The organism is Streptomyces sp. NPDC000594, from assembly GCF_040299965.1.
GTDB lineage: Bacteria > Actinomycetota > Actinomycetes > Streptomycetales > Streptomycetaceae > Streptomyces.
The window spans coordinates 56,828-69,375 of sequence record NZ_JBEPCY010000037.1 but is presented as its reverse complement, the minus strand read 5'-3'; the positions used below and the strand labels follow the sequence as shown (position 1 = coordinate 69,375).

Below are 12,548 nucleotides of genomic sequence, written 5' to 3'. Positions count from 1 at the left end.
AAGGTGATCAGTCGCGCAGTGCGGCGGTCAGATCGACCTCGACCACCTGGCCCGGGAAACCGAGCTGGGCCACTCCGAGCAGGGTGCTCGCGCTGGTGAACGCCCCGGCGAGGGGGGAGGCGTTGAGCCGGTCCCAGACGCCGGACAGCACCTCGGCGTCCGTGCTGACCACGTAGATCACCGAACGGATCACATCCTCGGGGCGGGCGCCGACGGCGGTGAGCGCGACGAGGGCGTTGGCCACCACCTGGTCGGTCTGGGCTGCGGCATCGCCCGGTCCGACGACGTCACCGGACGGGTCGAGGGGGCACTGACCGGCGAGATAGGCGGTACGGCCCGCCTCCACGACGGTGATGTGGTGGTAGCCGGGGGTGGCGTGGAGCCCCTGGGGGTTGATCAGGCTGATCCGGGCGTTCCCGGCGTCGGCGGGGTCGGTGGGGCTGGTGGGGTCGGCAGGGTTGGCGGGATTGGTGGTGTTTGCGGTGGTCATGGCCCGAGTCTCGCCGCCGGACGGGCCGGGCCGCACCGGGTTTTTCCGGTACGGCCGGGTGGGGCGACGCCGCCCGTGGTGGAGGATGGCCACCGGGGCGGGGCGGCCACCGGAGCGGGACGGCCACCGGACGCGTCGGAGCAGCAGACGCGTCAGAGCAGCAGGCGCTGTTCCTTGGCGACGGAGACGGCGCCCGCACGGGTGTCCACGCCCAGTTTGGCGTAGATCCGCCCGAGATGGGTCTTGACGGTGGCCTCGCTGATGAAGAGGGCGCGGGCGATCTCCCTGTTGCCGAGGCCCTGGGCCAGCTGGCCCAGGATGTCCCGTTCCCGGTCGGTCAGGGTGGGGCGGCCCGCGCCCCGCATCCGGTCCATGACCCGGCCGGCGACCGGTGCGGAGAGGGTCGTACGCCCCTGGGCCGCCGCCCGGATCGCGGCGAACAGCTCCTCCGGGCGCTCGGCCTTCAGCAGATAGCCGGTCGCGCCCGCCTCGATGGCCCGGGTGATGTCGGCGTCGGTGTCATACGTGGTCAGCACCAGCACATGGACATCGGGGGAGGCGATCTGGCGGGTCGCCTCGACACCGTCGATGCCGTCGCCGAGCTGGAGGTCCATCAGGACCACGGCGGGCCGGAGCTTGGCCGCCATCGCCACGGCCTCCTCGCCGCTGCCCGCCTCGCCCACGACCTCGATATCGGGTTCGCTGCCGAGCAGGGCGAGCAGCCCGGCGCGGACGACGGCGTGGTCGTCGCAGAGCAGGATCCGTACGGCGGTCATCGGTGGTCCTCCGGGGGGTGTCGATCGGCGGTACGGGGGGCTGCGGGAGCAAGGGGAGCCGCAGGGGTACGGGTCAGGGGGACGGCGGCGGAGACGACGGTGCCCTCGCCGGGTGCGGACTCCAGGGTGAGGGTGCCGCCGAGCTGGCGCAGCCGGGCGCGCATCGCGGCGAGGCCATGGCCGCGTACGCCCCGGGGGGCCGCCGGTACGGGAGCCTCCGGGACGAGGGGGTCGTGAGGGGCGTGGGGGGCGAGGCCCTGGCCGTCGTCGGCGATGTCGAGGACCACCTGATCGTCCAGATGGCTCAGGGTCAGCGCGGCGTTCCGCGCGCCCGCGTGCTCCCGTACGTTGGCCAGCGCCCCCTGGGCGATCCTCAGCAGCGCCGACTGGACCCGGTCGGGCAGCGGGACCTCCGTCCCCTCCAGATGGAAACGGACCCGTAGCGTCTCGGTGGTCTCCCGGGCGGCGAGCGTCCGCAGCGCGCGGGCGAGCCCACCGCCCTCGGCCAGCTCGGCGGGGGCCAGATCATGGACGAAGCGGCGGGCCTCGGCGAGGCTGCGTTCGGCGATGGACTCGGCGGTACGGACATGGCCCCTGGCCCGTTCCGGATCACCGTCCCAGAGGCGTTCGGCGGCCTGGAGCAGCATCTGCTGGCTGGACAGGCCCTGGGCCAGGGTGTCGTGGATCTCCATGGAGAGCCGCTGGCGCTCCGCGAGCGTGCCCTCGCGGCGTTCGGTGGCGGCCAGCTCCCGCCGGGTGCGGAGCAGATCGTCGATCACGGCGGAGAGCCGGTCGGCCTGGCGGCGCATATGGAGGAAGACGGAGGTGGCGAGGGCCGCGACGACGGCGGGCAGCAGGAAGAGATTGGGGTCGATGCCCTGGCGCAGCCGCCACTCGGCGCTGACGACGAGGACACAGAGGGCGGCGACCAGGGCGACGGCGGCGCGGGTGGGGAGCGAGCGCAGCCCGGTGTAGATGAGGGGGACGGCGCACCAGGCGAAGCTGGGGGCGATGACCACGATCACCACCCAGCAGCCGACGACCAGACCGAAGCGGAGGCGTTCGCCGCCGGGGCGGCCGAGGCGGGCGGTGAAGCGGCCCCCGGCGAGCTGGAGGACGGCGAGGGCGGCGCTCAGTCCGATGACCCAGGGGACGCCGGGGCTCTCGGGGTGCTTGATCAGATAACGGAGCAGGGCGCCCGCGAGCAGGGCGATGAACGCGGTGTTCATGACGGTGTCGAGGAGACGGTCGTCGCGGTCGGCGCCCCGGGTGGCCCGGGCCCGGACGTCGGCGGGCTCCGGGAGGTCCGTGTCCGCGTCCGCGCCCGGGTCTGCGGCGGGGGGCCGAGAGGGGTGGGACATCGCTCTGCTCTCCTGGAGGTCGTACGGGGCCGTGCACTGGCCGTGCCCTGGTCACGAGGGGGGCCGGGGGCGCGGGGGCGTCCTTCGATCCTCACCCGGCGGGGTGGGGTCCGCATCAACCGATCGGCCGACCCGGCCTTCCACCATCATGCCTGCGCGGGGGAGCCGGTACGCCGACGGTACGGGGGCGGGGACGGGCGGAGGATCGAAGCAGAAGGCCGGCGACGCCCCGCCGGATTCCGGATCCCCGATCCTCGATCCCAGCCAGGAGTGAACGATCATGAAGAAGATGTCGACCCGGGCCCGTGTCCTGACCGGTACCGTCGCCGCCGTCGCGCTCAGCGCGGGGACCTTCGGCGCGGTCAACGCCAATGCCTCGGCCCCGGCGGCCGAGTCCCGCGCGGCGGTGAAGGCCGACACCTCCAACCGGCACCTCCAGCAGACCACCCACCTGACGGTCGACGCGGCCTCGCGGGCCGCGCAGGCGACGCTGGACGCGGCGGAGAAGGCGGGTCAGCGGGTGACGGTCGCGGTCGTCGACCGCAACGGCAACACCCTGGTGACCCTGCGCGGCGATGGCGCGGGCCCGCAGTCGTACGAGTCCGCCGAGAAGAAGGCGTTCACGGCGGTGTCCTGGAACGCGCCGACCTCGGAGCTGGTCAAGCGACTGGCGTCGACGCCGAACCTGAAGGACATCCCGGGGACGCTGTTCCTGGCGGGTGGGGCGCCGGTGCAGGTGAAGGGGGCGCCGATCGCGGGTATCGGGGTCGCGGGGGCGCCGAGCGGGGCGCAGGACGAGGAGTTCGCCAAGGCGGGGATCGCTGCGCTGGCTCGTTGAGCCCAGCCCTCGGGCCCGAGACACCTCGGGCACACGTCGGGGCCAGGGTGCCATCTTTCAGCCCGTCCGGCGATTGAGGACGGACCCGAGGCCCGAGTCGGCTCGGGTACACGTCGGGGCCAGCCCCGAACCCCGCTCCTCAATCGCCGGAGGGGCTGGTTTTTGAGGCCCTCGCACCTCAAGCACGGGCGGAGCTGGATTTCGAGGCCCCCGCGCCTCAAGCACGGGCGGAGCTGGATTTCGAGGCCCCCGCGCCTCAAGCACGGGCGGAGCTGGATTTCGAGGCCCCCGCGCCTCAAGCACGGGCGCTTGGTTCACAGGCGGGCGCGGGCCCACCGCATACGATCAGGCCGTGGCATCGGCCCTCGTAGACCGCAGGCGCGTGTTTGTGTACGGCGTCGTCGGGGTGCTCCTGGTGGGGTGTGTCGGGGGCGGTGGGGTGCGGGGGCGGCCCGGGGGTGCGGGGGTCGGGGACCGGCTGTTTCCGAGGCTCGGGAACGGGGGGTACGACGTACGCCACTACCGGCTGAACCTCGCGTACGACCCGGCCGCGCGGCGGCTCTCGGGGCGCGCGGAGATTCTGGCCCGGGCCACCCGGGAGCTGAGCGCGTTCACCCTGGATCTGCGCGGGCTGACCGTCGACTGGGTCACCGTCGACGGCGCGCGGGCCGCCGTCAACCGGGCCGGGGACGAGGTGACCGTACGGCCGCCCGAGGATCTCGCCGAGGGCGCCCTCTTCCGTACCGCCGTCCGCTACTCCGGGGTGCCCCGGACCGTCATCGACGCCGACGGGTCCGAGGAGGGGTGGCTCACCGACGGCGCGGCGGGGGCGCTCGCGGTCGGGGAGCCGGCCGGGTCGACGGCCTGGTTCCCCGGGAACCACCACCCCTCGGACAAGGCCACCTACGATCTGGCGATCACCGTGCCGCGCGGGGTGCGGGCCCTCTCCAACGGGGTTCTCGCGCGTGAGACCACCACGGGCGGACGCACCACCTCCGTCTGGCGGTCGGCGGAGCCCATGGCGACCTATCTCGCGACGCTGGCGATCGGCCCGTACCGGGTGACCTCCTCACGGAGCCGCTCCGGGCCACCCGTGGTCACCGCCGTCGCCCGCGCCGCCGACAGCCCCCGGGTCCGGCGGCTCGCGGCGCGCGTCCCGGAGTTCCTGGCGTGGGCCCAGCGGCGCTTCGGCCCGTACCCCTTCTCCGCCGCCGGAGCGATCGTGGTGCCGGACGACCTGGTCGGCTACGCCCTGGAGACCCAGACCCGTCCGGTCCTCCCGGCGCGCTCGTTCACCCCCGGGGTGCTGGCGCATGAGATCGCCCACCAGTGGTTCGGGAACGCGGTGACCCCGGCGCGCTGGCGGGACATCTGGCTCAACGAGGGCTTCGCCACCTACGCGGAGTGGCTCTGGCGGGAGGAGTACGAGGGCGTGCCGGTGCGCCGCAGCTTCGACCGGGCCTTCGCCGAGCGGGACAACTGGGCCTTTCCGCCCGCCGATCCGCCGTCCCCGGCGGAGCTGACCGCCGCCCCGGTGTACGGGCGCGGTGCGATGGTCCTGCACCAGGTGCGGAGGGTGGTCGGGGACCCGGTCTTCTTCCGGATGCTGCGCGGCTGGGTGGCGGAGCACCGCTACCGGAACGCCTCCACGGACGACTTCACGGGGTACGCGGAACGGGAGGCCCGGCGGTCGGGGGGCCGCCCGGCCGTGGCACGGCTGGCGACGGTGTGGCGGGTGTGGCTGTACGGGAGGGACCGGCCGGCGACGGCGGGGTGAGCGGCGGCCGGGGCGAGCGGGGCCCATGACCCCGGAGGTAATCGCCCCCGCGCACCGCCCCGGGACAGAATTCGATCACGGCCGGACGCACCGCCTCCGGCCACGACGAACTCCCTCGCCCCGCCTCCGGATCGGAGAGTCCCGCCATGCCCCGCCGCCGCCCGTTCGCCCCGCTCGTCCTCGCCGTCGCCGTCGCCGCCGTGCTGCCGCTGGGCCCCGCCGTGGCCTTCGCCGCCCCGGCCGACAGCGCCGTCTCCCCGGGTACGCCCTGTGCCACCGCCCCCGCCGCCGTCACCGGGCCGACCCAGGTACGGGCGGCGGACGGCCGACCGCTGCCGCCGAATGTCGCGGCCTTCATGCGGGCGTACGAGGCCTGGGGCGCGGCGGCCTCCGTCCCCGGGTACATGGAGCTGTTCACCCCGACGGGGACGCTGATGGACACGGGGCTGCCCGAGCCGATCGGCCATGAGGCGATCAGGGCCCAGATGGAGAGCCTGCTGAAGGAGGTCCCGAACTACACCTTCGACCCGCTGTCGGTGGTGGCGTCCCGGGACGGGAAGGTCGCCTTCGTCACCGCGCGCAACACCGGGAAACTGGCGCGGACCGGGGTCTGCTTCGACTACATCACCACCCACCGGCTGGTCCTCGACGGTGAGCGGGTGGAGCAGGGGCGCCGCTTCTGGGACCAGACCGAGCTGTTCCGCCCGCTCGCCCCGGAGCTGCGGAACCTCTTCGCCGGGCTCACCCCGACGCCCCCGTCGGTGCCGCGCACCACGGACCGGAAGCAGGCGTGGAACACCCGGGACACGGCGGCGCTGATCGCCGGTGTGGACGGCCCGGTCCGCCTCACCGGGCCGGGCCTGGACGCCCCGCTCACCGGGCGGGCGGCGGCCCGGTCCTATCTGGACCGGCTGTTCAGCGAGGTCCACTCCCTGCGGCTGGAGCCCGGTCACACGGTGCGCCGGGGCGCGGTCACCTACCGGGAGTGGGTGGGACACGCCGTCGTGGGCCCCGAGCGGCGCGAGGTGACCTATGGCATCTCCGAGCGTTTCACCCGGGAGCGGGACGGCGGGACGTCGTGGCATCTCGCCTTCGAGACGCTGGATCTGGTGGCGACCGAGAAGGACATCCGGGATCTGCGGCTGCTGCTCTTCCCCCGGACGACCGGCTGAGCACCCGGGCCTACCGGCCCACCGGTCCGCCGGTCCACCGGCCCACCGGACAGCCGCCGGTGCGGGCCCCGGATCCCACGGGGGAGATCCGGACCCGCGCCGGTACGGACCGTACGGATCCGCACAGGTCCGTACCGGTCCGTACGGACAGACGGTCAGATGTTGACGCCGAAGTCCTGCGCGATGCCCGCGAGACCGGCGGCGTACCCCTGGCCGACGGCGCGGAACTTCCACTCCGCGCCATTGCGGTACAGCTCACCGAAGACCATCGCGGTCTCGACGGCGGCGTCCTCGCTCAGGTCGTAACGGGCGATCTCGGCGCCGCCGGCCTGGTTGACGATACGGATGTAGGCATTCCGCACCTGGCCGAAGTTCTGCGAGCGGGCGACCGCGTCGTAGATGGAGACCGGGAAGACGATCTTGTCGACATCGGCGGGCAGGGCGGCGAGGCCGACATTGATCTGCTCGTCGTCGCCACCGCCCTCACCGGTGCGGTTGTCGCCGGTGTGGACGATGGTCTGGTCCGGGGTGGAGCGGTTGTTGAAGAAGACGAAGTGGCCGTCGGAGACGACCTTCCCCGCCGCGTTCACCGCGATGGCGGAGGCGTCGAGGTCGAAGTCGGTGCCGGTGGTGGTGCGGACGTCCCAGCCGAGTCCGACGGTGACGGCGGTCAGGCCCGGTGCCTCCTTGGTGAGTGAGACATTGCCGCCCTTGGTCAGGCTTACTGCCATTGGGAAGTCCCCTTCGCTGTTCGTCTGTACGGCCCGTACCGGTGTGCCCGGGGCCGCCGTACCCGTCATAACGCGCGAATGGGGCCTCCGGGTTCCCGTGTGTTCTCCGGGTCCGGGCCGGATGCGAGCCCGGATGCGGACCCGGCTCTGGACCGGGAGAACGCACGGGCGGGGAAATCATGGATATCGAGATGACATGAACATCTCGGACACGGGACCATGGGGCCATGTCCGGTCCCTATGTCGTCCGCGGCTCGGTCTGTCTGCCCGAGGCCGAGCTGGTCTGGCGCTTCTCCCGCTCCTCGGGACCCGGCGGCCAGCATGTGAACACCAGCGATTCCCAGGTCGAGCTGCGCTTCGACCTCGCCCGCACCGAGGCCCTGCCCGAGGTGTGGAAGGCGCGTGCCCTCGAACGGCTGGCGGGCCGGCTCGTCGGCGGGTGCGTCGTGGTCCGCGCCTCGGAGCACCGCTCCCAGTGGCGCAACCGCGAGACGGCGGCGGTCCGTCTCGCCGCCCTCCTCGCCGAGGCCACCGCCCCGCCGCCCAAACCGCGCCGCGCCACCCGGATCCCGCGCGGTCTGAACGAGCGCCGGCTCCGGGAGAAGAAGCAGCGCTCGGAGACGAAGAAGGGGCGCCAGGGACGCGGCTGGGGCTGACGCCCCGAGCCGGGGCGGCGGACCCGTCAGTCCAGGCGGCGGTAGCGCCCCCGGAAGTAGGTCAGGGGGTCGCCGTCGCCACTCGGCAGCCCGGCGGCGAGCACCCGGCCGATGACCAGGACATGATCCCCGGCCGGTACGCGCTGTTCGGTACGACACTCCAGGGTCGCGAGGGCCCCGCCGACCAGCGGGACGCCGGTACGCGGACCCGGGGTGTGCGGGATGTCCTCGAAGAGGAGACGGTCGCTGATCCGCCCCTTCATCGCGAACCGGCCCGCGATGTGCCGCTGGCTCTCCGCCAGCAGGGAGACACCCCAGTACGGCCGCTCCGCCAGCAGATCGTCCATCCGGGAGCCCTCCCGCAGGCTCACCAGGACCAGCGGCGGATCCAGGGAGACCGAGACGAACGCGGTCGCGGTCATGCCCACGCTCTCGCCGCGCGGACCGGCGTCGGGGTCGTGCGCGGTCACCAGGACCACCCCCGCCGCCAGCCGGGAGAGGGCGGCACGGAACTCCTCGTTGCTCACCCCCTCAGGATGGGGGACCGCGGACGCGGACGGTGAGCCGGAGTCCGGCGAGGCACTGGTCGTCTGATACACAGAGGAACGCTATCCGGGCCCCCGCGGCCCCCACATCGGCCCAGGGGACCAGAAAGGTCCTAGGACCATCGCCCTGAAGCGCCCCGATTTGCGTTTGAATACACCACCGGATCACACCCGGACCGAGGGCGCCATCCCCGGGCGATTTGATCAGATCATGTGACTTGAGTCACAGAGGGGCTTATTTGTTGACCCTGTGTACCGGGTGGACAGCTCGCTGTGATTCAGTGGCCGGGATACCGCACGAGAAGAACGCCGAAGAACCACTGGAGTCTGCTGTCGAGGTCTCGGGGAGAGCGAGCATGGAGACCGAGTCGGAGCCCTACGTCCGTCTTGCGACCCTGCGACAGCTGCACAAGGTGGTCGCGGATCTCAACACCGCCCGCAGCCTCGCGGACACCCTCCAGACCGTCGCCGATGGCGTCGTCTCCGGCCTCGGCTATGAGCTGGCGTGCGTCAACCTCGTCCGCCCCGACGGCGACCTCGTCGTCGCCGCCTTCGCCGGGAGCGCCGCCGCCGAGGCCCTGATGACCGGCCGGGTCGGCCCCCGGGACGCCTGGGACCGCCGGCTGACCATGGGCGAGAGCTGGGGCGAGCTGCGGTTCATCCCGCACACCGAGGGCTGGGTGCTCATCGAGGACGACGTCCCCCAGTGGCACACCGAGGGCCCCGAACCCCGCTTCGAGGACGAGTGGCACCCCGCCGACCGCCTCTACGCCCCGATGTTCACCTCCGGCGGCGGACGCGAACTCCTCGGCGTCATCTCCGTCGACCGCCCCCGGAACGGCCGCCGACCGGGCCCCTGGGGCCAGGAAGCGCTCCAGATGTACGCCTCCCAGGCGGCCATTGCGATCAGCAACGCCCGACTGCGAGCAAACATGCAGCGCGCCCTCGTCCGGCTGGAAAGGGAGCAGCAGGCCCTGCGCGCCAGCGAGGAGTCGTTCCGGCAGGCGTTCGAGTACGCGCCCAGCGGCATGGCCATCGCCGAGATGGGCGGCGACCAGCACGGACGGCTGCTCCGCGCCAATGACGCCCTCTGCCGCCTGCTCGGCAGGCCCGCCTCCGCCATGCGCCGCTACTCCTTCGCCGACCTGGTCCACCCCGAGGACATCGGCACCCTGCTGCGCACCTCCGCCGAGGGCGGCCGGGCCGAGCTGCGGCTCGGGCGGCGCGACAACAGCTATGTCTGGGTCTCGCTGCGCAATTCGGTGGTGGCCGACGCCGCCGACGGCCCCCGCTTCCTGCTCACCCATGTCGAGGACATCGAGGACCGCAAGCGCCATGAGCTGGCGCTCGCCCACCGCGCCTCGCACGACGCCCTCACCGGGCTGCCCAACAGCGCCGAGCTGCGCGCCCGGCTGAGCGCGCGGCTCTGCGACCGGGCCCCCGGCGGCCGGGACGGCGGCGCGGACACCGGTTACGGCCAGGAGCCCGGCTCCCCGTTCAGCGCCGAGGGCTTCGACTTCGGCCCGGCGGGCACCGCGTACGACCATCATGTCCATGTGGTCGCCCCCGACGACGAGGTGGACGACGGCACCAAGGGTCTCGCGGTCCTCTTCTGCGATCTCGACGGCTTCAAGTCGATCAACGACCGTTTCGGGCACCAGACCGGGGACGCCGTCCTGGTGGAGGTCGCCCACCGGCTGACCACCGGGGTGCGGGAGGGCGACACCGTGGCCCGGCTCGGCGGTGACGAGTTCGTCGTCCTCGCCGACGGTCTCGGCACGGCGGACGCCTCCGATCTCGCCGTACGCCTGCGGAACGCGATCGTCCTCCCCATTCGGGTGGACGGTCGCGCGGTCCGGGTCGGCGCCAGCTTCGGTATCAGCTGGGCGAGTTGCGGAATGTCCGTCGAAGAGGTGCTGCAATCCGCCGACCAGCGGATGTACATGGAGAAGCGGTCCCGTTCCAAGGTCCACCGGCGAGCGGGCTGAGCCGTCCCGTACCCCTGGCTGTCATGTCCTGGTCTTGTGACGATCGAATGCGGCGCCGGTCAACGCCCCCCGATGCGTTAATCCGAACCGGGTAGGCTCGCCGAGGTCGGCGTAGGGCTGACGAAGGTGAGGAGGGACCAGGGATGACGGCCGGGAACAACGGCGCGAGCACGCCCGAGGACGACGATCCGTTCGGGTATCTCTACGAGGACGGGACCGCGGCGGGCGCCACATCGCCCTCGGGCCGTGGACGCGGCTACGGCTACCCGGGCCCCGGCTCACCGCAGCCCGGCGTCCCGCGCACCTCGTACAACCATGTCCGCGCGGTCGGCGAGCGGACCTATGGCGGCGGCCACCATGTGCCGCACCAGCAGCAGGCGCCCCAGCAGCAGCATGGGCAGCCGCATCCGCAGTACGCCGCGCCCGAGACCTATCCCGGGGGACCGCCGACCCGGCCCGTGCCTCCGCAGCAGACCGGTGGCGGCCGGGGCCGGGGCCCCAACACCCGGGCGCTGCTGATCGCGGCCATCGCCGTGGTCGCGGTGGTGATCGCGGGCATCACCGCCGCGGTGATCAGCAATATGGGCGATGACACGACCGACAGCGACAAGGAGCCGGTGGCGCGCAGCTCCACCGGTATCTCCCAGCCGAAGGAGCCCGAGGAGAAGCTGTCCGCTCCCCCGCCGCCGCCCACGAAGACCGCGGGGCTGCCCAAGGAGGACGCGGGCTCGCTGAAGCTGGACGGCGGGGCCCTCGCCGAGAAGACCATCAAGGGGTCCAAGGGCAGCGACGGCGCCTATGTGAAGTTCACCGGGGTCGGCGCCGCGGCCAGCTGGTCGGTGGATGTCCCCGAGGCGGGCGACTACACCCTGCACATCACGTACAGCGTGCCGGGCAAGGACGCCAAGACCACCCTGACGGTCAACGGCGCCAACCCCTTCGGCATCCGGATGGACAACTTCGCGCGGGCCGGGGCGAACGAGTGGGAGAAGGGGTGGACGTACACCTACTCCTACACCAAGCTCCAGAAGGGCAAGAACGATCTGAAGATCTCCTGCGAGCAGGGTGATCAGTGCGATGTGCTGCTCAGCCAGGTGTGGCTGGAGGCGGGCAAGCGGACGAGCTAGTTCCGCCCAACCGAAGCCACAGCCACAGCCGCCGATGGGGCCGGCCGGACCTCTGTCCGGGCCGGCCCCCGGCATATCCGGGCCCGCGAGTACTCAGGAGGGGTCAGGAGGGCAGGGGCGCGGGGCTGAGCACCCCGAGGAAGGCGGCCACCGTCGCGGCCATCGCGGTACGGGCCGGGGCCAGATACTTCCGGGGGTCGACCGTACGGCCGTCCTCGGCCAGGAACTCCCGTACCGCACCGGTGAACGCGGTGTTCAGCGCCGTACCCACATTGATCTTCGCCATCCCGGCGGCCACCGCCGCGCGGATCTCCGTGTCGGGCACCCCGGAGGAGCCGTGCAGCACCAGGGGGACCGGAACGGCCTCGCGCAGCCGGGCGATCAGCGTGTGGTCGAGCCGGGCGGTCCGCTCGGTCATGGCGTGGGAGGAGCCGACGGCCACCGCGAGCGCGTCCACCCCCGTCGCCTCGGCGTAGGCGGCGGCCTCGGCGGGGTCGGTGCGCACCCCGGGGGTGTGGGCGTCGAGCGGGGGCTCGCCCTCCTTGCCGCCGACCCGGCCGAGTTCGGCCTCGACCCAGATGCCGTGGGCCCGGCCCCAGCGGACCGCGTCGGCGGTGGCCCGGACATTCTCCTCGTACGGCAGTTTCGAGGCGTCGAACATCACCGAGCCGAAGCCCTCGGCGGCGGCCCTGTGCAGCAGTTCCACCGAGACGACATGGTCGAGGTGGAGGGCGAGGGGCGCGGTGGAGGCGCGGGCGACGGCGGCGGTGGCGGCGGCTATGGCGGTGAGGGACCCGCCGTGGAAGCGGACCGCGTTCTCGGAGATCTGGAGGATCGCGGGGGCGCCCGCCGTCTCGGCGCCGGCGGCGATGGCCTCGGCGTGTTCCAGGGTGATGACGTTGAAGGCGGCTACGGCGCGCTTCCCGTCGGTGGCGGCGGAGACGAGTTCGGCGGTGCTGACGAGCGGCATGGTGCGTTCTTCTCACTTTCCGGACGGCACCGGGTCCGTGGTACGGCCCGGGGGTACGGGGGTGCCGCGCGCGCTCCGCCGGTACGGGGGTGTGCCCGGGGCGGCCGGGAGCGGGGG

General features: G+C 72.9%; 12 protein-coding genes. 6 read left to right on the top strand and 6 right to left on the bottom strand.

What is annotated here, in order from left to right:
• Window positions 1-7 precede the first annotated feature (7 nt).
• The 3 genes from ABT354_RS32265 to ABT354_RS32255 all read right to left on the bottom strand — a co-directional run bounded on the left by ABT354_RS32265 (window position 8) and on the right by ABT354_RS32255 (window position 2,627).
• Window positions 8-490: a RidA family protein gene (locus ABT354_RS32265; protein WP_351500383.1), complete on the bottom strand. Its 483-nt coding sequence runs from the start codon at window positions 488-490 to the stop codon at window positions 8-10.
• A 152-nt stretch (window positions 491-642) separates the two neighbouring features.
• The gene (locus ABT354_RS32260; RefSeq protein ID WP_351500381.1) at window positions 643-1,266 is read right to left on the bottom strand and encodes a response regulator; all 624 of its coding nucleotides are present in this window, start codon (window positions 1,264-1,266) and stop codon (window positions 643-645) included.
• Window positions 1,263-2,627 carry a sensor histidine kinase gene (locus ABT354_RS32255; protein WP_351500379.1) on the bottom strand — a complete coding sequence of 455 codons (1,365 nt, stop codon included), beginning with the start codon at window positions 2,625-2,627 and terminating at the stop codon, window positions 1,263-1,265. The genes ABT354_RS32260 and ABT354_RS32255 overlap by 4 nt, the downstream gene beginning before the upstream one ends.
• A gap of 280 nt (window positions 2,628-2,907) precedes the next feature.
• Between ABT354_RS32255 and ABT354_RS32250 the strand changes: the two genes are divergently transcribed.
• The 3 genes from ABT354_RS32250 (at window position 2,908) to ABT354_RS32240 (ending at window position 6,414) form a co-directional block, all read left to right on the top strand.
• Entirely contained in the window at window positions 2,908-3,465 is a 558-nt protein-coding gene (locus ABT354_RS32250) for a GlcG/HbpS family heme-binding protein (protein ID WP_351500377.1), read from the top strand.
• Between the two features lie 352 nt (window positions 3,466-3,817).
• Window positions 3,818-5,242, top strand: coding sequence for a M1 family metallopeptidase (locus ABT354_RS32245; protein WP_502983539.1), 1,425 nt, complete (start codon window positions 3,818-3,820; stop codon window positions 5,240-5,242).
• A gap of 146 nt (window positions 5,243-5,388) precedes the next feature.
• Entirely contained in the window at window positions 5,389-6,414 is a 1,026-nt protein-coding gene (locus ABT354_RS32240) for a nuclear transport factor 2 family protein (RefSeq protein ID WP_351500375.1), read from the top strand.
• A 155-nt stretch (window positions 6,415-6,569) separates the two neighbouring features.
• On the opposite strand, the gene ABT354_RS32235 is transcribed toward ABT354_RS32240, so the two are convergent.
• Window positions 6,570-7,145: a TerD family protein gene (locus tag ABT354_RS32235; RefSeq protein WP_351500373.1), complete on the bottom strand. Its 576-nt coding sequence runs from the start codon at window positions 7,143-7,145 to the stop codon at window positions 6,570-6,572.
• Window positions 7,146-7,372: 227 nt separating this feature from the next.
• Between ABT354_RS32235 and arfB the strand changes: the two genes are divergently transcribed.
• Window positions 7,373-7,801, top strand: a complete 429-nt coding sequence (gene arfB / locus ABT354_RS32230) for an alternative ribosome rescue aminoacyl-tRNA hydrolase ArfB (RefSeq protein ID WP_351500371.1) — start codon at window positions 7,373-7,375, stop codon at window positions 7,799-7,801.
• 26 nt (window positions 7,802-7,827) lie between these two features.
• Here arfB and ABT354_RS32225 read toward each other — a convergent pair whose 3' ends face one another.
• A complete protein-coding gene (locus ABT354_RS32225) occupies window positions 7,828-8,400 on the bottom strand; it encodes a flavin reductase family protein (protein WP_351500369.1) in 573 nt (190 codons plus the stop codon).
• A 302-nt stretch (window positions 8,401-8,702) separates the two neighbouring features.
• On the opposite strand from ABT354_RS32225, the gene cdgB reads away from it, so the two are divergent.
• On the top strand, window positions 8,703-10,334 hold the full coding sequence (cdgB, locus tag ABT354_RS32220; protein WP_351500367.1) for a diguanylate cyclase CdgB: 1,632 nt from the start codon (window positions 8,703-8,705) through the stop codon (window positions 10,332-10,334).
• A gap of 143 nt (window positions 10,335-10,477) precedes the next feature.
• On the top strand, window positions 10,478-11,461 hold the full coding sequence (locus ABT354_RS32215; protein ID WP_351500365.1) for a CBM35 domain-containing protein: 984 nt from the start codon (window positions 10,478-10,480) through the stop codon (window positions 11,459-11,461).
• A 103-nt stretch (window positions 11,462-11,564) separates the two neighbouring features.
• Here ABT354_RS32215 and ABT354_RS32210 read toward each other — a convergent pair whose 3' ends face one another.
• The gene (locus tag ABT354_RS32210) at window positions 11,565-12,431 is read right to left on the bottom strand and encodes a class II fructose-bisphosphate aldolase (RefSeq protein ID WP_351500363.1); all 867 of its coding nucleotides are present in this window, start codon (window positions 12,429-12,431) and stop codon (window positions 11,565-11,567) included.
• Between the last annotated feature and the right edge of the window lie 117 nt (window positions 12,432-12,548).